This is a genomic window from Paenibacillus sp. FSL K6-1318, from assembly GCF_037976905.1.
Taxonomy (GTDB): domain Bacteria; phylum Bacillota; class Bacilli; order Paenibacillales; family Paenibacillaceae; genus Paenibacillus; species Paenibacillus amylolyticus_A.
Map to the genome: position 1 here is coordinate 6,720,795 of NZ_CP150270.1, position 21,238 is coordinate 6,742,032.

Sequence of the window (21,238 nt, forward strand, 5' to 3'; positions counted from 1 at the left end):
CACTTCGGACTCTTCTCGCCATTCTGTCCCCTCCATTTCTACTTTCTATCGTCAAACAGTGATACTTTTGAAATCACGATTTCAGTAACTTTGAAACATATGGTTGGGTTGCATCTATATAATCTGCTATCTCAGCCTGTGTTTTTCCGTCCTTATACATCTTCTTAGCTAATTCAGTTAGGTCTTTTTTCTTCCTTCCTTTCTTAACCTTTGTTAGGGTAACCGATTCGGCTTCCCCCTCTTGAAATTTATTATATTCAAGTGTAAGTATATCCTGACCCGTAGTCCGTTTTAATTTAATTTTATCTCCCTTTTTGACTACATCCACGCCATCCAAATTTAATAAATCACCTATCTTCATTTCAGAATACTCTTTAGGAAATAGACTATCTTCTTTGGGAACAAGTTTTATAGACATAATATCACCTCGTAATTTATTTATATAAATGAATATAAACAAAAATGTTTATGAATGCAATACTTTTTCTCTTATTCAGAGATTTATTTTAAAACTACAATTTTCTTCTCTACACTAAACTCTTAATGCTATAAATATATTTCCAAATCCGATTAACATCCTCTAGGTGACTAATTCTACAATCATCTAGTTTTTTGTTTCAAATTTCGCCGTTATTTATGATACGGTTCATTCCGATTTATCTTCACCGCGCGATAAATCTGTTCTACCAGCACCAGCCGCATTAACTGATGCGGCAGGGTCATGCGCCCAAAGCTCAAGCGCTGCTTCGCGCGGCGCAATACCTCATCGGAGAGCCCATGGCTTCCTCCGATGACAAACACGACATGGCTCGTCCCATACGTGCCGAGCTTGTCGATCTCCAATGCCAGCTCCTCGGAACTCCAGAGCTGGCCATCCAATGCGAGCGCGACCACGTGCGCCTCGCTCTTCACATGCGCGAGGATGCGTTCGCCCTCGCGCTCCTTTACCGCCCGAACCTCAGCTTCGCTCAGGGTATCGGGCGCCTTTTCGTCTGCGACCTCGATCATCTGAAACTTGATGTACGGGGCAAGCCGCTTGGCATATTCCTGAATGCCCAGCGTGAGATACTTTTCCTTCAATTTGCCTACGCCAATAATCTGAATAAACATAACAATCCATTCCTCCTAAATTGTCTTGCGAAATATTCTATAAGTAAGATGCTTCACAGCATCGTTCGTTCCAACTATATAACCTAAACTACGCATTTCTCCAAATTCTAACGAGATTCCCCCACAAACACAAAAAGAGCGCTCATCACGCTCTCCTTGGCTTCTTGCTGTGATGTTCATACCGGATGGAAAGTCAGCCCGAAGCGCCACATTAAGTCACGCCTCCAGCCGTCTAAGTCCTACAGTACGCTAAACGACGAGAAATTCCGCGTGCTGTTCGCACTCAGCGCACTTCGCAGGCGGGTCCCAATCGGCAAATTCCGTCTCCTTCAGATCAACGATATCTGGAGCGTCCTCATACTCATCGACAAACATGTCGATGGCAATGTCCACGTGTTCTTTGCATACAACGTACATCCGTTAAGCATCCTTTCTGTAACCAGCTATGTTCCCGATTCACAACCGCGTATCCTATTACAGGATAGCCACTTCTCAGTTCTATCACACCTGCCGCCGAAAAGAAACCCCTGCATGTCGAATGAACGCAAAAAACATCCCTCCTGCACAGCAGGATAAGGATGTTTCCTCTTCACATACGCGATATTATAAGCTCTTATACATTCTTCCACAAGCCTATCTTAAGACTTACGGCCAGGAGATATCGCCTTTAATTACTTTTGCGCCTGTCTCCAGGTCACCTGTATTCGTAAATTCTGGGTATGCTTCTTCCATTGCAGCGATCAACGCTACAGAATCCTTAGCTTTCTCTGCTTCCGCTTCAAACTTGGCGATATAATCCCGGGTAAAGTTCACGCTCGAAATATCACCCGCACTTGTACCTACATAGTGACCAGGAATAACATGCTCTGGGTTCAAGGCCGTAATTTTGTCCAGCAGCTCACGCCAGTTATCGCGGCTCTCAGGGGTTTGGTTATCGGCCATCCAAACATGTTGGTTCTCGTATACAGGAACCCCGCCCAGGACTGTTTTAATGGATGGAACCCACAGAACAGTATGTGATGGATCTGGTCCATCTAGTCCAATAATCTGTACAGCCTCACCATCTACAGTGAATTGATCGCCATCAAATGCATCAGGCACAACTTGTGCAGTTGGAGCATTTTCTTTCAAGATCGGGTTCCAGTACTCATTTTTTACTTGAATCGTCGATTTGATTCCTTCAACCGTAGCCGGTGTAGCTACAATTTTCACATCAGGATATGCCCCACGAATTACGGACAGACCGAAATAATAGTCCGGATCTTGATGACTGATAAATACTGTTGTCAATTTTTTACCTGTAGCTTGGATCAGCTTGACCACTTCTTCGGCATCATTCTTTTGGAACTGCGCATCCACTAGAGCCACCTCAGTTGGGCCTTCAATTAGGTTGGAAGATACACCGAAGATGCTTTTTTTTCCGGGGTTGAATGTTGTAACTTTAAGCTCTGCCGCTTCCGGAGTTTTTGTGTTTTCCGTTGCTGTATTCGTTGTTTCTGCGGCATTGGATGCCGTACTATCTGCTGTTCCGGCATTATTCATTGCGCTCGCACCACAAGCACTCAAAACTAACATAAGACTCACGAGCAAAATTGCTCCAGTTGTTGATTTTTTGTTAAACATCGTATAAATCTTCCTCTCTTGTGTCTACGATCATATGCATATGCGCTAACAATCGGAATTTTATTAGGGTTGTTATTTGGATTCAATTGCGCTTTGCACCAGGTAACTATCTACATACTGTTTGAACTTGATAATTTTTTGATCTTGAAGCTTCCAGATATGCACGAAGTCTGCTTCAAAATATTTTCCGGTTTTTCGATACGTTCCAGAATACACGCCCACTGCGATAATCGTATCGCCATCTTCATAGAACTCGCTGACTTCCGCCTTATAGCCATCCCATTCCGTGCCTAAACGATAGAACACATTCTGAGAAATATCATCATATCCGATGTATGTTCCCGCGTAAGGAAAACCTGCTGCTTCTGTCCACTCCGCTTGTTCCGCCAAATAGGTCTGATACTTCACACCGTTTTCCTTCGAATCACCTTGGTATGTGCTTTGAATGATCTCCAGATTACTCGGCATGGTTCACCCCGACAGCCTTAGCGGCAAGAATTAATCCAATCTCAAGCGTATCCAGTCCGGGGAACCGTGATTTCATATTTGCTATAATTTGATCTGTTGTTGGTGATACACTCAATACTTCATCATAAGCAATCAGGTAACGACGTGTATTGGCGATCGCCCCCGGTGTATTCTCTGTATGATAAGCCTGATGCCCTGCAATAACGATCTCAGGCTGCAATGCTTCCAACTCATCCAGTGTACGATGCCATGCCTGACGGGATTCAGCATTCGTTTCCAACGTCCACACAAACGTTTCGTTATATACAATGTCGCCAGTAATGAGTGCCTTAATGGATGGAACCCATACATAACTGTTATTGGGTGTGTCTCCCTGCAGACGACCTTTGATTCTCAGTTCATGACCTTCCAGTTCAATGACATCCTGATTCAATGCTTCTGGAATTACCGGTTCGTCTGGGACGTTATTGCCAACCGTTGGTTTCCATTGATCGATTTTTTTGGCAAACGTATTTTTGATATCCTCAACCGTCTCTGGAAGGGCAACTACTTTGGCTTGCGGATAAGTCGATTTAATGACTTCAAGACCGAAATAATGATCTGGGTGGAAATGCGTGATATAGATGTGAGTCAGATTTTTACCCAGCTCCAGCAGTCTTGCAGTCAGGCGATGGGCATCACTAAGCAGGAATTGAGCATCGACCAGAACCGCATCATTCTCTCCGTAGATGATTGCTGAGTTAACGTTAAAGGCTTGAACAGAACCTGTGAAAGCTTCAATCGATAATTTAGACATGTGTATCGTCCCCTTTTAATAATGAATTTATGATCCAGCTAAAGTATTTGTCTCTCGCAAAATACAAATTATATTTACATCACGCTGCATGTACCATCCACGCATTGATCAGCTGATCCAGAACCCGTCTGGTTGTCATTCAAAATAGTCAATGGACGAGATTCCTTCCATGTTGCATCCAGTACTTCGAGAAATTTCTTGCTGGACTGTGCTCCCGACAGAGCATATTTACGGTCAATGACGAAGAAAGGAACACCTGTTGCGCCCACTCGTTGTGCTTCCGCTTCATCAGCACGAACTTCGCTGGCATAGTCATCCCCCTTAAGGATTCGGCGGACCTCAGCTTCTTCCAAGCCAGCATCTACCGCCATCTCAATCAGTGTTTGATGATCACCCAAGCGCCGACCTTCTGTAAAATAACCCTTGAATAAATCTTGTGATATTTTTTCTTTTCCTTGCTCTGAAGCATATTTTGCTAAGCGATGGGCATCGAACGTATTCGTCAGCTGAATGGAGTCAAACTGAAAATCAATTCCAGCCGCTCTTCCTTCTGATCCAATATTATCGTTCATGGCAATCGCCTGTTCGCGGCTCATTCCATACTTGCCAACCAACATGTCATGCACATCATGATCTGCACTTTGCGGAGCATGAGGATCAAGTTCAAAACTTTTAAAAACAAGCTCTACTTCGTCTTTATTGGAAAATTGCTCTAAGGCCGTTTCGAATCTTTGTTTTCCAATAAAACAAAAAGGACATGCAAAGTCTGACCAAACCTCTACTTTCATATAAAAAACTCCTTTTTGAATTCTATGTTGTAACTATAATGATTACAACTCGTTTATGTAACTATTATAGTTACAACTAATTTCCTTTGTCAAGCATCACGTTTAAAATGAATACAAAAAAAACGAGCCCGCTAAGGCTCGCTTGATGTATTTAGGTAACTTTATGTCCCTTATCATTTTGTTTTGTACTATAATCTGCTCGTCAGCTCTGATGGTTACTTCAATCCCGACTGCGCCTTCGTCAACAGCTTGCCACCTTGGAAAGCAATAACCGCATTAGCACCATTGCCAGCTGTACCTTTATAGTTGTACACCACCATATTTTCCGCCTCACTCAGCGCTTCACCTTCGCCACCAAGGATCTCGATGACATCTTCTACAGACATGCCAACCTCAAGCTTCTCATACTGGGCAAACGTAATCAGCACCCCATCGCCTTTCCCGGCCGATCCATTGTTTCCCGATGCTACAGGTGTTTGACCACCAGCCCCACCTACCGCAATCACATTTGTACTCAGCTCATTCAACTTGGTCTCAAGTGCTGCGATCTTTTGCTCCTGCTCAACGCTCTTGGCTCCCTGTTCCACCAATTTCTTCTCAAGCCCAGCAATTTTCTCTTGCAGAGCACTTGTATCCACCGATGCTCCTGTCGTAGCAACCTCAGATCCACAGGCGGACAACATAAACAGGGACAGAGCCAAACTCGTTCCCCCAAGCATCTTTTTCCTCAATCGTTTCATTATAAATACCCCTTCCATTCTGAAATAAAAAAATGTGATCGACAAACAGATGTTATTTGCATCAGCGACCGTCCGAACATATTGACAACAGTTTACCACAGCCCAAGTCTGATGTATCTGCTACTTTGGCTCCGGGTCTAACTGATCATGAAAATATAAAAATGGTTAATCTTCTCATTTGCTGTCGAACGAGCACGTCCGCCCATAGCATAATACTGAACCAACAACTAAAAAAGAGTGGTCAGTTGATCTGATCACTCTTCTAGCTTTCCCTATTTCAATCAACGCAACAGTATAAGTTACGTTGAAATTCCCTCACTCCGGTTTATCCGTCAACTTCACCGATACCTTCTCAGCTTTGCCATCCCTGTAGAAGGTCACTTCAATCGTATCCCCAATCTTCTTCTGATCGTACAGATACTTCCGCAGATCCAGGGTGGAGGTAATTTTTTGCCCGTCAAACTCCGTAATAACATCATTCAGCTTCATTCCTGCTTCGGATGCCGGCCCCGATGCTTCCAGCACAACCACGCCACTATCCACGTGAGATGGCAGCTTCAGATCCTTGCGCTGCTCATCATCCAGTGGTGCATAAGGGTTGCTCAGATCTACCGTGTACACGCCCAGATATGGACGAGATACTTTGCCGTTTAATAGCAGAGAATCGACCGTTCTCATCACTTCATTCATCGGAATCGCGAAGCCGAGACCTTCCACGCCCGTATCCGAGATCTTCATCGTGTTGATGCCGACCACTTTACCATTTAGATCGACCAATGCACCGCCGCTATTGCCTTCGTTAATCGCCGCATCCGTCTGGATCACGTTTTGCTCCCAGTCGTACACCCCGTCCTGATTAATCGATACAGGCAGAATACGATCCGTGTAACTGACAATACCGGATGTCAGCGTACCGCCCAAACCGAGCGGGTTTCCAATTGCCAGCACCGTTTGACCACGCTGAAGTTTACTGGAATCGCCGATCTCCGCCACTGCACCCAGCCCTTTGTCTTCTGCCGACAATACAGCAATGTCACTCACACGGTCCTTGCCGACCAGCTTCGCTTTATGTGTCTCCCCGTCTACTGTCACAATCTCCAGATCACTCGCACCCTCCACGACGTGGTGGTTGGTCATAATGTAGGCCTTGCCATCTTCCTTCTTGAAAATAACCCCTGAGCCCAGCGCGGAATCTTCCATCGACAGACTGCTACCCGTTTTATGGTTCACAATGCTCACCACGGAAGGACGAACATGGGCTGCTGCCTGGATAATCCGATCGTATGGATCAGCTGCCTGTGCTGTCGGTGCACCGCCTCCACCACCGTTACCTGTAGCATTAGCCAACGGTAACGATGCAGGCTGCGTAATGAAACTAAACAGCGTGACGGTCACGATGGAACTGATCACCGAGCTGATCACAGCTACTTTCACTGTGGAACTGATTCCCGTACGCGATCTGCGCGGATTGCTCCAGCGGTCACGTCCACGTGCCCTGCCTCCAGGGCGGATGATCTGAAGTTTGCCTTTCTGTTCAGGTTCGGCGCGTCTTGATACTTTGGTTGAATAAAAATCGTCTCCAAACAATCCCATCGTGATCCTCTCCCCTTCGTTGTCACGCATCAAGACCCTGACTGCCGCCTAAGTTGTCGCATGGTTCAACGATGGAGTTCTCACTTACACCACTCCGCCAACAGACGAACCTTCCGATCGCTGTTACTCACAAATTTTTTGATCCCCTCTTCCAAGGTGAAAATTTGTTCCTAGCGTATGCTTCCGAACCAGCTTTCTTTCAGAAAGCATTTAGGCGATCACTCTGTTTCTTCAGGTTTCTTCTGTCGTCTTCGTTACGTGAAGACTCCAACGGTTTCCCATGCTTTTTTGCATTTTTATAAAATGGTCTTGCATATCGCCGTATCCCGGCATCAAATCAAGATACAGCGTCTATGTACAACAGAACGGACACGCCATTCTGTCAGTGACTCTATCAATCATGCTCTCGCATTCTATGACATGCCATTTCACACGCAAAACAGCCAAAATCACAATGCTCCTCATATACTAAACACGCCAAATCACAAAAAGTTGCATAATTACGAAAATTAACGCAAATTTCCGCTATAACGCGTTTAACAATAAAGGTCCATACTATCTATCACCACAAAATCCGGTTTGCTAAGCGCCGTTTTGGCCATTTTGAAGAAACTTTTTCACCCTTACATGGTCACAGGTTCAGCATACACGCCTTATCATACAAATGTTAGCGGCAAAAAGAGGAATGTTTTCCACCCAGCCTGACTACAATAATAGTAAAAGACAATTCGAAGCTTCATAGAGGAGGATATATACATGGATCGCACGCGTACACTCACAGCCATGGATGAAGTTCATATGGCGGCCAAGCTGGCCGATCTCAAGGATGAACACTATCGCAATACCCTTGCACTTAGTACCATCATTGAACTACTTATCGATAAGGGCATCCTGACCCGCGAGGAAGTGGAGCGCAAAGCCGCCGAACTGGACAGCTTTATGGCTCACCCACCCTATCCCATGGTGTAGGACGGTCGTAATACGTATCACAGAGCTTGAACTCATGATCCCGATAAAAACATCCACGGCTCTCCATCGCGTCGCGCACGGTCATTTTCGCCAAGTCCATCATATTATGATCCCGGCTAAGATGTGCCAGATACGTGCGCTTGATGCGTCCGTTCATCAGTTCACTGAGCGCTGCCCCTGCCGCTTCGTTCGACAAATGCCCAATGTCGCTCAAAATCCGGCGCTTGGTGTTCCACGGATAACGTCCCATACGCAGCAATTCGACATCATGATTCGCCTCCAGCACCAGCACGTCAGAATCAGAGATCGCATCGCGAACCTTGTCGCTCATGTATCCCAGATCCGTTGCAACAGACAGCTTCTCCGTACCATCATCGAATGTGTACCCTACCGGCTCAGCTGCATCATGCGAGATCCCGAAGGATTCCACGCGCAGTGACCCAAAATCATGCTTTTCACCTGTCTCAAATACCCTCCGGTTTTCCTCTGGAATCGCCCCAACCGACTTCTCCAGTGCCGCCCACGTATTCAGATTCGCGTAGATTGGTAAATTATATTTCCGAGACATCGCGCCTAGTCCTTTAATGTGATCGGAATGTTCATGTGTAACCAGAATCCCGTCCAATTCTGCCCCAGAAATCTCCCTTTCCTGAAACAGTGCATCCAATCGCTTCGCACTCAGACCCGCATCAATCATGAGAGAGGTGCCCCCATGCTGTATGACTGTGGCATTCCCTGTCGAACCGCTGGATAACACGGTAAAATATATCCCCATAACGCATTACTCCCCTGGTTTGTCTGTCTTGGGACTGAATACATCCCCACTGATGCCCTGCACGTACAACACTTCGCCACTTTCCAGCACGAATCGCCATGCCGGCATCGCTACCTGTATATCTGAATTGAACAACTGGCCGTAATAGCCCAGCTGAATATCTTTGACAATTGCATCATTTGGCAAAAAGTTCTCGATCAGCGTTCCCAGCGCCTTCGACGCCGGAAGCACCTGCTGATCGCTCTCCTCTGCGGTTGTAATCCGCACTGGAGTCTGACGGTAACCCGTTATTTTCTGGTCGCTGTAGAATAGCTCCAGACTCACATTGAAGAGCGGCCATTTGCCATCCACCAGTGGGTGAAGCACAAAAGCCCCATCCTCGGCCATCAGCTGATCCAGCCGATACGTCCCGATCTGTGGAATCTCACGCTCTAATGCATCTTCCAGCTCGCTCTGCGAGAAGATTAACTTGCTATCTACAGGCTGTTCCAGTTCCATATCCACGCCAGCCTTGTCCTCTTCAATGAACTCATAGGACAACTTCGGCAATTTCGGCGTTTCGTTCGGAATCGGAGCTAACACCTGAATGCCCTTCTCTTCCATCGCCTGCTGTGTATTATCTGCCAGTGAGGTGAAGTCCAGATTGGCTCCGGCCGTCTCCCGCGCATCTATCCAGATCTGGTATCCCAGCACCAGATTGAGCAGCAGAAAGGCATAGATCAACACATTTTTCGCCCGTCCCCAATCCAAAACATTCACCTCCGTCCGTCCATTTGATAAAAGCAACTAATATCACACTGGCCCACTCCGCGGTCAGAACAACCTTACGATCGCTGTTATCCCCAGATTTCTTGATTCCCTTTTCCTAAGGGAGAAATCCGGCGATAAAGGCGAAGCGTATGCTTTCGATGCAGCTTTCTTTCAGAAAGCTTTTGGCTTCGCTTCTCCAGCTTTTTTCTGCCCTCTCCGTTATCGTGTGACCTTACACCTCGCTCGGATATCGAATGACTCCGTTACCCCACAACCCATCAAGATACGGTAGTTTCCTCACCATTTCCAAAGCGGATCACCCATACCGGAATCAGCTTTAGTCCGTCCTCAATCGTAGAAGGACGATACGCCGGGTACACGTCCACGACCTGGCGATTCTCACCGGCTACCTTTTTAATCAGAGCCTTGAGCTTCTCCCCGCCAGGTAGTTTGACCGATTTCTTCGTCTCTGCGCCTTCGTTCAGGTATTCCAGCGATCGTTCATAACTGGACACCGTCTCCTGTTGCATCTCCATGCTGATCGTGCCGAAGCGGAACTGCATGGAATCCATAATCGGATAGCTGCCGTAATACTGCTGGAATTCAAGCTGTGTCTTGTTGTCCGTGGTCCCCAGCATCATGCGCGAACGGCCTTTCCAGCCGCCATGCTGATTCACAAAATCAACCGCAGACAGCGCATCCTTCGCGGGGTCAATCTGCCCCGCAGGCGGTGCCGCCGGATCGGTGTAGCTAATCCAGCGTTGTTCCTGTTTTACCTGTAAGCTACGTTTACTGTCCGTGTAGATCTCCGATCCGTCTTTTTCCCGAATATTCCGGGTCATGCTTGGATCGAAGAACAGGCTGCGTTGCATCTGCTCAACAGTGAACTGCCCTGTCGGCACATCGGCTTCAATCGTCTCCAAAGCTTCCGCCGGGATATAATACCCGCCTTCCATCAACGTATATGGCGTCCAGTTTGTACCGAAGTCGACATGCTGTTGCACGTCCTGTACCGTTAAGTCCGCCTGGGTTGCTTCGTATACCACGTCTCCCTTGGCGCTGAAGAACAGCGCATGGGCCTTCGTTTCATTTTTGGCTGTATAGATCGAGATTCGGTTAATCGTCTCCCCTTGGAATAAGGAATCCGTCCCGAGCCTCATCACCCGCTGTAATAATGCTACGGGAATACCTTCCTTGAACGATAACTCAAACCCAGGGTTTTCCTTGCGAATCTGATCCCAGTTCACCGATTGCACACTGCGGCGCTGAAAATCATCGAACGCTCGCCCCTGTAACCGTGAATAGATCAACTGATAGAACGTATTGCCAGGGTAAAACACCGTATGTTTATCCTCGCCCAAATGAATAATCATCTGATCGGGGAAGATTAATTCTTCAATATTACGTTCCTGACCCATATTTTCCGTCTTCACATAGTTCGTCTCTGACGTCACAATAGAATCCCCGCCTCCGGGCAAACGGTAGATCAGGAAATAACTCTGCACTAGACTAGCTACGACAAGGGTAGCGAGCACCAGGGATTTAATCCGTTCCTTCACGGTGCTCACCCCCTTCCTCGCGCATCGGCAGTGTGAATGTTACTGTCGTGCCCACGTCCACCTCAGACTCCAGCGAGATGCTGCCATCATGCGCCTTCACAATTTCCCGGGCAATGGACAGTCCCAGCCCTGTGCCTCCCATACTGCGGGAACGAGCCTTGTCCACCCGATAAAACCGCTCAAAAATACGATCCAGATCGCGCTGTGGAATACCCATTCCGGTATCCGATACCGAGATGGCAAGTGCATGCTCATCACTGCGTCTAGCGGCAATTGTAATCGTGCCGCCTTCCAATGTATATTTCAGCGCATTGGACACGACATTATCCAGCACCTGATCAATCTGGTCACGATCCAGTGGAACAGCCGGAATATCATTTTCCACAGACAGCACAGGTTGAATATCTTTCTGATGCATCTGGAACGAGAATCGATCCGTCACTTCCTCCAGCATTTCCAGAATGTCGGTCGGCTGCTTGCGCAGTAAAGCTTCCTTGGAATCCAGCCGAGATAGATGCAGCAGATCCGTAACCAGCCTGATCATTCGCTCCGTCTCGTTCTGAATAACACCAACGAAACGACCAGCAAGCTGTGGATCTTCCAATGCACCGTCATCCAGCGCTTCCGCGTAACTTTTGATCGTCGTCAAAGGTGTCCGCAGCTCATGGGATACATTGGCCACGAATTCACGCCGGGATGCCTCAAGCTCTTCTTGCTCGGTAACATCCTGAAGTACGGCAATGGTTCCCGTGATCCCCAGCTCACGTCGATGAACCGGTGTGAACGTCATGCGAATGACCACAGGCTCTTCTTGTCCCGCAGGTGCAATCTGCAACAGCGTTGAACCAGTAAAACCACTGGCGAGAGCTTCTGCATCCTCCGGATCAATGCCGAGCAAAATGGCAAAATGTCTTCCTTCAATATCCGCAGGACGCATACCGAGAATGCTGCTGGCACGGCGGTTCACCAGAATGACTTTACCGTACTCATCCGTGGCTACCACACCATCACTCATATTGGTCAGAATGGAGGTCAGCTTCTCTTTCTCCTCTTCATTCTGCGAGAGTGCATCCCGAAGCCTGCTGGTCATATAGTTAAAAGCCCGACTGAGCTGACCAATCTCATCCGTGCCAAATACAGGTGTCTGCTGATCAAAGTTACCTTCGGCGACCGCTGTCGCTCTCCGCGTCACTTCCTTAATCGGCTGCGTGATCGTATGGGACAGAATCACGCCAAGTACTGCCGTTAACACCAAGGCAATCAGAATGCCGGAGATAAAGATTTTGTTGATTCCCTCCATCGTGGAATACAACTCGTTCATGGATGCTGCGATGTAGACCGCGCCAATGATCTTACCGCCGGACAGCACCGGCTTGGCGACGACCTTTTTGCGAACATTATCCTCGTCCACGATATATTCCTCATTGTCCCGAATGCCTTGCAGCGCACGGCTGACGACGGTCTGGGTGTTTTTGCGCCCGACATAATCCGAATGTGAACTTAGCGAGGTTGTGAGTACCTTGCCGCTGGCATCCAACACCTGAATCTCGGCACCATTAATGTTGAACAGGTTGTTCACCAGCACACGCAGATTTTCCGTTTTGTCCTCGCCAGCCTCTGCTTCGCCACCTGCCATCGTCTCCCCCACGAGAACCGACAGCATCTCCGCACGAGCTTGCAGGTCTTCCGTAAAGTTGCTCGTCAGCGAGTTCTTCATCGCGCTCACAAAATAAACGCCGATCAATTGCATCGCAATCAAAATCAGCAGTACATAGATAATAATCAATTTCGCCTGAATCGTTCGGAAGAACGCGAATCGCGCGAATCGGCCCATTATATCCCCACGCTTTTGGCACTGCGCACGAGATAACCGAGCCCGCGGCGAGTCAGAATCGTTTCCGGTTTGCTCGGATTCTCCTCAATCTTCTCACGCAGACGACGGATCGTGACATCCACGGTACGTACATCGCCGAAATATTCATATCCCCATACCGCTTGCAGCAGATGTTCCCGTGTCATAACCTTGCCCGAATGCTTCGCCATATAATAGAGAAGTTCATATTCACGGTGGGTCAGATCGAGTGGTTCTCCGCCTTTGTAAGCCGTATACATATCCATATCAAAAGCCAGATCAAACAGCCGCATGACCTGCTTCTCTTCGTCTTCGTGCGCTTCTGCCGTAATCGCAAGCTTTTGCCGTCTGCGCATCTGTGCCTTCACCCGTGCAAGCAGCTCACGCGTACTAAATGGCTTCGTCACGTAATCATCCGCACCCAATTCGAGCCCGAGCACCTTGTCGATCTCGCCATCCTTGGCGGTAAGCATAATGATCGGCATCTCCAGATGAGCGCGCACCTCACGACAGACATCCATACCGTCCTTGCCCGGGAGCATCAGATCCAGCAGCATCAGATCCGGTTTCTCGGATAGTGCCAGTTCAACCGCACGAATGCCATCGAATGCACAGATGACCTCGTACCCCTCTTTTTCCAAATTAAACTTCAGAATGTCCGCGATGGGCTGTTCATCGTCCACCACCAAAATCTTCCCCTGCATCGGCTAAGTTCACCCCTATATCCTGCTTAATCCGCGTTAGCGTCTATATCTCTCTTCTATGTTTAGCTTGTACCAAGCCTGCTTGAGTTGTTTCTCTAGTTTGTTGTTTATACTCTCTAGTTTAACATACCTGAAGCACCGTCACATCCCGATCCGAGGGTTGGAAGGTCTTTCATCTGAAAATATTTTACAGCAGCAAAAAACAAGGCCAGCATTATAGCCAACCTTGCTCTCACTTTAGCTTATATTAGTTCAAATACGTCATCGGATTCTCCGCTGTGCCGTTCTTCAGGATCTCGAAGTGCAGATGGGTTCCAGTCGAGCGTCCGGTGTTACCCATAACGCCAATGCTCTCCCCTTTTTCAACCACTTGTCCAACCTTCACACCGATGCTGTTCAGATGACCATACAATGTTTCATATCCATTACGATGGTTAATAATGATGACATTACCATAGCCACTCTTCTGTCCTGCAAAAGTAACCACGCCTTCGTCGGATGATTTCACATCCCGGTTACCTACCAGATCGACCCCTTTATGTTGACGACCCCAACGCTGTCCAAAGCTGCTGCTCATCGTTGCATTTGATACCGGCCAAGCAAATTCACCTGATCCTTCACCAACGACTTTTGTTCCACTAAGAACCACTTCGGTTACGGCAACTTTGATCACTTCCTGGCCAAGCCACTCTTCCTGAACCACTTCGCCATTTTCTTTCGTTATACGATACTGCATATTTTTCAGACCGCTTTGACCTGGACGTACGACTTTGGTTGTGCCTGCTTTCAGCTCAGCACTTTTGCGTACTTCCACTTGCGGTTTAATCTCAATCTGCTCAACCACCTGCTCCACCGATTTAACGGTTACTGCTGGTTTAGGCACGGTCAAGGTCAGTTCGTCTCCAATTTGAAGCGATGTTTCCTTGATGCCCGGATTATGTTGGCGAATCTCACTTTGTGTAATTTCATACTTGGAGGCGATCGAAGAGATCGTATCTCCTTCACGAACCACATAAGTTACAGGCGCGTCTTTACCAACGGTTAATGCTTTAACCGCCTCGGACACATCCCATATTTTGTTTGGATCAGCCTTCACCACATCCGTCGCTACTTCTTCCTTAATACCTACCGACTTCAGGGTTGTACTCGGTCCCTCTTCTTTCTTCGAGGAGTTAGCCGATACCGACTTCGTCTTCAGCGAACTGCGCACTGCCGATGCCGATATGTACTTGTTCTGCACTTGTTCCAGGATTGCATCAGCTGTCGCCTGATCCTTCACAATGCCAATGACTTCACCGTCTACCTTGAGCTCCACACCTTTGGCGTAAGCTGTCAGCATGTCACCCAGTTTATCCAGCGTTTCGTCACTGTTCACTTCAGGTTTGTACGCTTTTACCGTTTCGGTTGTGATGCCATCCGTGTTCAGCACCATCTCTGCATCCGGATATTTATTTTGATATTCCTCAGTTTTGTCTGTAAACAGTTGTTGTAGTTGTGCTTCATCCGCAATGGTACCAATCTCGCTACCTTTAACCATGACTTTATAGTAAGGGACGGTATTTGCAGTAACATATTGTTTGCCTGCGAATCCGATCGATGCCGCGATGAATACACCGCATGCTGCTGTAATGATCCATTTGCGCGAGGCCAGAACGCGCTTCTTATTTACACTGAAGGTGGACATGCTCATGTTGTTTTTGTCTTCGGCCGTCCGGTGTTCCCCGGATTGTTCGTGTACCCGGTCTTTGCCCGGTTGGCGTATGCCTCTGAAACCTTTCATGATTCTCTCCTTTTCAGCACTTCTCAGTTCGCATTTCTGTCAAGACATCACCCATCGTGTCTGTCCCATGCTAGTTGAATAATATATTTGGGTGTCCGCAAAATCAGGACTTTAGCTGCGCTCGTAAAAGTGTCAAAATTTTAACCTTTTATCACACCCGTATACTTTAACACAGGTTTTACACTCATTTCAACTCTACACGTCACACCGCAAAGCCGCGCCCCGCTTGGTTTTCCTGAATTATCCATAAGATAGTACGGCTGGTCCATCACCCATTATGCCTCAACATCCGCTGTACTATGTACTTTTACTCGCAATTTAAGACTAGGTTCTAAGACCCAGTGAAATATTCTTTATTTTTCATAAAAATACAAATAAAATCCCCCATCAGATCAGCTCTGATAAGGGATTACGTAAACTATCTATTCATGATTTCTCTTAAACTCGATTTCATCTCATGACTCAATAGAAATGAACTTTCACATTTCTATTCTTTAACTGCAAGAATGACAAAGCGCTTCTGCTGTACTTCCCAGAATCCATTGTGCTCCATCTCTATATGGATATCCATTAACGGCTGACGGAACTGTTCCACTTTGAAATCAGGTATTTGCCACGGGATGGTCTTTAGATAATAGACCAGTGCCCCTATATCATAGAAACGCTGCGCGGGAGTTGCTTCTCGTTGCTCCAGAATACGGAATCCACACTGTTCCAGCTGAAGAACAGCACGATCCATCTCCCATCCAGCGTAATCCACTGGCATAGGAATGCCGAGCCGATCATTGATCTCGCTGCAATCTGACCAACCCACTTGTTGAGTTAGAAACAATCCTCCTACGGATAGAATCCGCCTAACTTCCTTTTCATCATAAGACTCATGCCGATTCAGAATCAGATCGAATTCTCCGTCCTCGAATGGCAGTTGCGAATCATCAGTCACCGGAAACACCTTCACACCGAGCGGCTGTAAACGTTCCTCTGCAATCGGTATATTCGGGAGATATCCTTCAGTCGCACATGTGTACAGAGGAAGCGGAAGAAGTCTGGATAGCATTTCTCCCCCACCAGTTCCCATGTCGAGCATTCGATCTGTCTGATTCAACAATCGGCGCGCCATCGTTCCATAGGACCAAGGCAACATTCCGCTCTGGAGTCGGCCACTCCCTGTTACATGGCTAAAATCCCAGCCACTAAACGGCTGATCCGCTTCTTGCAGCCCTTGCTCGTATCGCTCTTTAGCCGCCTTAGTAAGCTGTTTTACTGACGGTTCTGAATTAGAATGATATAAGTTCATGTTCCATAAAACCCCCAATTAGTGTATTCATAAACACAGGTATCTCGTATCTCTTGAATGCACCTATGAACGGAGGTCCACGAGATGGACTGGAGGTTTCTGCAATATTGCAAAAGCGTTTTTATATGTCGTGTTCTTTACCTTTATACTTCATACGATTTTCCCTCCTGAATAGGCTAATGACATAAAAGTAAGCATTCCTTGCTCCAAAAAATCCAAAGCTTCAACGTCTAATACTTTGTTTATATAATTTCCAGTATTTATTTAAATAAATTATATTCAATCGTCATCAACAAGTCCAATACAATATGAATCAGGCGATACTCTTCTATGAGCACGCCTGCTTTTCCTGCCTATCTTATTCTGTCTGCAAAACTTCCATTAGGTTGTCGTACTCTTCACTGGTCAGGTACTTCGAGATCACCTGTTCAATCTCGCGCAGTTCCTGTTCTGTTAGGCCGCCTTCCATGGCGCCTGAGATCTGCTGCATTTCTTTCTGCGGCAGTTTGTTCATGAGCAGGCTGAAGATCCGTTCCTTCTCCTCCACCGGCAGCTTATCCTTCGCTCCTGTGATATCATCCGGCGATACGACAATGGCATCATTGCCTGAAGAAGCACTACCGCTGGTCGCTCCGGTTCCGTTCCCCGAAGCTGAGCCACTCCCCTGTGCTGTTCCTGATTCATTACCCGTGCCACTATCCGTCCCATTGCCTGCATTCACGCCTGAGTTCGAACCTGCGGTCGAATCTGTACCTGAGCCTGCTCCCTCGCCTGAGCTGGTCCCCTGGGACGCACCATTGCCTGTATCTACGCCAGATTCACCGCCTTCCGACCCGTTTCCCATAACTGAAACAGCATCTTCCGGAACCTGCTCTTCGTCCGCTCCTGTCGGCTGATCTGTTGTGCCATTTCCCGATTTGTTCCCCTCGCTGGTTTTACCACCCAATGCACCCTGGAACATGGCGGTTAACCCCATGGGCTGACCTTCCCACTGAATATTGAAACTCGCGAGTAGCGATTTCGCATAGGACTGTACAATTAATCCGGTCGTGAGCAGTGTCAGTGAACTGACCAGCAACACCGTTAGCACGATTTTGACAAACCACACAAGCAACTTCATTCCGTTCTCTCCCTCCGATTATCCTACCCGTCTAGCATGCGCATGCTGGGGTCTGTGACTCTACTGTTAACCAGTATTGACGGAAATCTCGGGATTATATCCAAAAAACATACAAAAAACCTCCAGTCATCGCTATAAAAGCAACAACTGGAGGCTTTACTGCCTGAGTCGGCAGAGTATCCTATTTTATAATTCAAGAAACAGTCTCTCTATTTCTTCGATTACTCGTAGATTGGAAGAACTTGATTCGTTTGCTCACGGTTACGACCAACGGAGAAGATGGCAATTGGAATGCCTGTCAGTTCGGAAACACGTTTTACATAATTCTGCGTGTTTACTGGCAGGTCTTCGAGTTTCTTCGCTCCAGTGATATCTTCGCTCCAGCCTGGCATCTCTTCGTATACTGCTTCACATTCTGCCAGCATTTTGAGGCTTGCCGGATAGTGTGTGATGACCTCGCCGCGGAATTTGTATCCGGTGCAGATTTTCACCGTTTCCAGACCTGTCATTACGTCCAGAGAGTTCAGGGACAGACCTGTGATTCCACTGACACGACGTGCGTGGCGAACAACAACACTATCGAACCAACCTACACGACGTGGACGTCCAGTTACCGTACCGTACTCATGTCCAGTCTCACGGATTTGGTCACCGATTGCATCATGCAATTCCGTAGGGAATGGGCCATCTCCTACACGGGTTGTGTAAGCTTTCGCTACCCCAATGACTTGCTGAATACGAGCCGGGCCTACGCCAGAACCGATACATACGCCACCTGCGGACGGATTGGATGATGTAACAAATGGATAAGTTCCTTGATCAAGGTCCAACATAACGCCTTGTGCGCCTTCAAACAATACTTTTTTGTCCTCATCAATATATTCGTTCAGAACAACGGATGTATCACGTACGTAAGGACGCAGAATTTCAGCATATCCGAGGTAATCTTGCAGAATCTCTTCCACATCAACAGGCTGGCCGCCGTAGACTTGCTCGATGACGCGGTTCTTTTCTTTGACCAGATGACGCAGTTTCAGTTCAAAATCTTCAGCATCCAGCAGGTCAACCATCCGAATACCAATACGAGCTGATTTGTCCATGTAACATGGGCCAATTCCTTTACCAGTCGTACCAATTTTGTTCGGGCCTTTGCTCTCTTCTTCGAGTGCATCCAATACCATGTGATATGGCAGGATGATATGTGCGCGCTCACTGATGGACAGGTTCTTCGTTGTGAAATCATTGTCATGAATATAGTTAATTTCTTCGATGAGTGCCTTCGGGTTGATAACCATTCCGTTACCAATAACACACGCTTTATCCGTGTAGAAAATCCCTGATGGAATCATCGTCAGTTTATATTTTTTGTTATCAATCAGAATTGTATGACCCGCATTGTTACCACCTTGATAACGAGCCACCACATCAGCGCTCTCCGCCAAATAATCCGTGATTTTACCTTTTCCTTCGTCTCCCCATTGCGTTCCCACTACAACTACCGTTGACATAGTTAACATTCCTCCGTGGGTGCCTTGCGCACCTTTGTATTGGTCTGTCCGTCCTCTATCCCGGCAGGCATGTTACGCAATAAACCGACTGAGAAGCGTGCTAACGGACAGTAAAAATCTCCTTCCGTTACATTCAAGGGAAGGTTTGCGCTGCTTTAACGCAGCAGTATTAGTGTACCAGTACCCTTTTTCAAAGTCAAATCAAATGGCGAACAATTAGATATAGTACAACTGTAATGTTCGGGATTTACCCACTATTTCGACACAAAAAACCGGAGACTACAGTCCAAGCTTGCTTGACTGCTATCACCGGTTCAAGGATTCCCATTTCCATGCGAATCTATATCTGGTATTTATATCACATGTTTAAATCCAGTTACGCTAATGGTTGATCTTCGGGACAGACCATTTTGCTTCCTGATCGAAGCCGTCAGCACCTGCCCATTACATCGCGAAGGCGTCATTGTGCGCCCTCTCGTAATTGACGAATTTATTAAAGTTTTTCAGGAAGACCAGTTCTACCGTACCTACCGGACCGTTACGCTGTTTAGCGATAATGATCTCGATAATATTTTTCTTCTCGGTTTCCTGGTTGTAGTAGTCATCCCGGTACAGGAACGCTACGATGTCAGCATCTTGCTCGATCGAACCCGATTCCCGCAAGTCACTCATCATCGGACGTTTATCCTGACGTTGCTCTACACCCCGGCTCAGCTGGGACAAGGCAATAACCGGAACTTCCAGTTCCCGGCCAATCTGTTTCAGTGTACGTGAAATCTCGGATACCTCTTGTTGACGGTTCTCCCCTGCTTTACCACGTCCACTAATCAATTGAAGATAGTCGATCAGGATCATGCCAAGGCCTTTCTCTTTCTTCAGACGACGGCATTTGGCACGAATATCTGCTACAGTAATCCCTGGCGTATCATCTATGAAGATGTTGGCTTCCGACAAAGCTGCAATGCCCATCGTTAGCTTCTGCCAGTCTTCATCACCCTTAAAGTCACCCATACGCATCACGCTGGCATCCAGGTTGGCTTCCGCACAGATCATACGTTGCACCAGCTGGGCAGCTGACATCTCCAGACTGAAGATGGCTACCGTCTCCTGTGCCCGAATGGCAACGTTCTGAGCGATATTCAGAGCGAATGCCGTCTTACCTACGGAAGGACGGGCCGCTACAATGATCAAGTCACTGCGCTGGAATCCGGCTGTCATTTTGTCCAGATCAATAAATCCGGACGGAATGCCCGTCGTTGTTCCCTTGTTCTGATGTAGGGTTTCTACACGATCGAATACTTCCATCAGTACGTCCTGAATGGCTATAAAACCACTACTGGAGCGACGGTTGGAGATCTCCAGAATGCGACGCTCCGCTTCTCCGAGCATGGCTGCAACATCTTCGCCGCCTGTATATCCTTCGCTCACGATCTGTGTTGCCGTACGAATCAGGCGACGCAGCATCGATTTCTCTTCGATAATCTGAGCGTAATAGTCTACGTTCGCCGCTGTAGGTACACCATGAGCCAGCTTCGCCAGATAACTAACGCCGCCAATGTCCTCCAGCTCACCTTTATCCTTCAGAAGCGAAGTCAGTGTCACGAGGTCAATCGGTTGATTTCCCTCACCAAGCTGGATCATCGCTTCAAAGATTAATTGATGGGGCTTATCATAGAAATCCTCGGTTTGCACCCGTTCCATCGCTGTAATCAGGGCTTCGCCCTGCAACAGGATTGCACCCAGCACGGCCTGTTCGGCTTCCAGGTTCTGCGGGGGAATCCGGTCGAATAACATTTCGCCGCCCAT

Annotated in this window: 20 protein-coding genes; 1 reads left to right on the plus strand and 19 read right to left on the minus strand. The window is 47.5% G+C overall.

All coding sequences use genetic code 11. The features are described 5' to 3' along the window. Positions 1 to 73: 73 nt before the first annotated feature. The 9 genes from NYE45_RS30010 to NYE45_RS30050 form a co-directional block, all read right to left on the minus strand. Entirely contained in the window at positions 74 to 418 is a 345-nt protein-coding gene (locus tag NYE45_RS30010; RefSeq protein WP_340015114.1) for a hypothetical protein, read from the minus strand. Between the two features lie 212 nt (positions 419 to 630). Beyond that, a complete protein-coding gene (gene rlmH, locus NYE45_RS30015) occupies positions 631 to 1,110 on the minus strand; it encodes a 23S rRNA (pseudouridine(1915)-N(3))-methyltransferase RlmH (RefSeq protein ID WP_076252167.1) in 480 nt (159 codons plus the stop codon). A gap of 249 nt (positions 1,111 to 1,359) precedes the next feature. Further along, complete coding sequence (locus tag NYE45_RS30020) at positions 1,360 to 1,527, minus strand: CxxH/CxxC protein (RefSeq protein ID WP_017691462.1); 168 nt, start codon at positions 1,525 to 1,527, stop codon at positions 1,360 to 1,362. Positions 1,528 to 1,755: 228 nt separating this feature from the next. Next, positions 1,756 to 2,733, minus strand: a complete 978-nt coding sequence (locus tag NYE45_RS30025; RefSeq protein WP_340015115.1) for an MBL fold metallo-hydrolase — start codon at positions 2,731 to 2,733, stop codon at positions 1,756 to 1,758. A 72-nt stretch (positions 2,734 to 2,805) separates the two neighbouring features. Beyond that, on the minus strand, positions 2,806 to 3,201 hold the full coding sequence (locus NYE45_RS30030; protein ID WP_339258110.1) for a nuclear transport factor 2 family protein: 396 nt from the start codon (positions 3,199 to 3,201) through the stop codon (positions 2,806 to 2,808). Continuing rightward, positions 3,191 to 3,997: an MBL fold metallo-hydrolase gene (locus tag NYE45_RS30035; protein WP_340015116.1), complete on the minus strand. Its 807-nt coding sequence runs from the start codon at positions 3,995 to 3,997 to the stop codon at positions 3,191 to 3,193. Before NYE45_RS30035 ends, NYE45_RS30030 begins: the two co-directional genes overlap by 11 nt. Positions 3,998 to 4,071: 74 nt before the next feature. Beyond that, positions 4,072 to 4,785 (minus strand): DsbA family oxidoreductase, encoded by a 714-nt coding sequence (locus tag NYE45_RS30040; protein WP_340015117.1) that lies wholly within the window; start codon positions 4,783 to 4,785, stop codon positions 4,072 to 4,074. Positions 4,786 to 5,000: 215 nt separating this feature from the next. Beyond that, positions 5,001 to 5,525, minus strand: coding sequence for a hypothetical protein (locus NYE45_RS30045; protein WP_340015118.1), 525 nt, complete (start codon positions 5,523 to 5,525; stop codon positions 5,001 to 5,003). A 315-nt stretch (positions 5,526 to 5,840) separates the two neighbouring features. After that, a complete protein-coding gene (locus tag NYE45_RS30050; protein WP_145150809.1) occupies positions 5,841 to 7,118 on the minus strand; it encodes a trypsin-like peptidase domain-containing protein in 1,278 nt (425 codons plus the stop codon). 756 nt (positions 7,119 to 7,874) lie between these two features. Between NYE45_RS30050 and NYE45_RS30055 the strand changes: the two genes are divergently transcribed. Next, entirely contained in the window at positions 7,875 to 8,087 is a 213-nt protein-coding gene (locus NYE45_RS30055; protein WP_062836546.1) for a hypothetical protein, read from the plus strand. Here the strand turns inward: NYE45_RS30055 and NYE45_RS30060 are convergent. The 10 genes from NYE45_RS30060 to dnaB all read right to left on the minus strand — a co-directional run bounded on the left by NYE45_RS30060 (position 8,056) and on the right by dnaB (position 21,238). Continuing rightward, positions 8,056 to 8,862: an MBL fold metallo-hydrolase gene (locus NYE45_RS30060; RefSeq protein ID WP_340015119.1), complete on the minus strand. Its 807-nt coding sequence runs from the start codon at positions 8,860 to 8,862 to the stop codon at positions 8,056 to 8,058. The two genes, NYE45_RS30055 and NYE45_RS30060, sit on opposite strands and share 32 nt — an antisense overlap. Positions 8,863 to 8,868: 6 nt before the next feature. Next, positions 8,869 to 9,612 (minus strand): two-component system regulatory protein YycI, encoded by a 744-nt coding sequence (yycI, locus tag NYE45_RS30065; protein WP_340015120.1) that lies wholly within the window; start codon positions 9,610 to 9,612, stop codon positions 8,869 to 8,871. 278 nt (positions 9,613 to 9,890) lie between these two features. Further along, the gene (gene yycH, locus NYE45_RS30070; RefSeq protein ID WP_340015121.1) at positions 9,891 to 11,171 is read right to left on the minus strand and encodes a two-component system activity regulator YycH; all 1,281 of its coding nucleotides are present in this window, start codon (positions 11,169 to 11,171) and stop codon (positions 9,891 to 9,893) included. Beyond that, entirely contained in the window at positions 11,155 to 13,005 is a 1,851-nt protein-coding gene (gene walK, locus NYE45_RS30075) for a cell wall metabolism sensor histidine kinase WalK (protein WP_340015122.1), read from the minus strand. Before walK ends, yycH begins: the two co-directional genes overlap by 17 nt. After that, positions 13,005 to 13,727, minus strand: a complete 723-nt coding sequence (yycF, locus tag NYE45_RS30080; RefSeq protein ID WP_017691453.1) for a response regulator YycF — start codon at positions 13,725 to 13,727, stop codon at positions 13,005 to 13,007. The genes walK and yycF overlap by 1 nt, the downstream gene beginning before the upstream one ends. A gap of 247 nt (positions 13,728 to 13,974) precedes the next feature. Next, the gene (locus tag NYE45_RS30085; protein WP_340015123.1) at positions 13,975 to 15,507 is read right to left on the minus strand and encodes a peptidoglycan DD-metalloendopeptidase family protein; all 1,533 of its coding nucleotides are present in this window, start codon (positions 15,505 to 15,507) and stop codon (positions 13,975 to 13,977) included. A gap of 487 nt (positions 15,508 to 15,994) precedes the next feature. After that, positions 15,995 to 16,804, minus strand: coding sequence for a methyltransferase domain-containing protein (locus NYE45_RS30090; RefSeq protein ID WP_340015124.1), 810 nt, complete (start codon positions 16,802 to 16,804; stop codon positions 15,995 to 15,997). A gap of 358 nt (positions 16,805 to 17,162) precedes the next feature. After that, positions 17,163 to 17,924, minus strand: coding sequence for a hypothetical protein (locus tag NYE45_RS30095; protein ID WP_340015125.1), 762 nt, complete (start codon positions 17,922 to 17,924; stop codon positions 17,163 to 17,165). A gap of 221 nt (positions 17,925 to 18,145) precedes the next feature. Continuing rightward, positions 18,146 to 19,432, minus strand: a complete 1,287-nt coding sequence (locus NYE45_RS30100; RefSeq protein ID WP_036671866.1) for an adenylosuccinate synthase — start codon at positions 19,430 to 19,432, stop codon at positions 18,146 to 18,148. Positions 19,433 to 19,876: 444 nt separating this feature from the next. Continuing rightward, on the minus strand, positions 19,877 to 21,238 hold the full coding sequence (gene dnaB, locus NYE45_RS30105; RefSeq protein WP_036611922.1) for a replicative DNA helicase: 1,362 nt from the start codon (positions 21,236 to 21,238) through the stop codon (positions 19,877 to 19,879).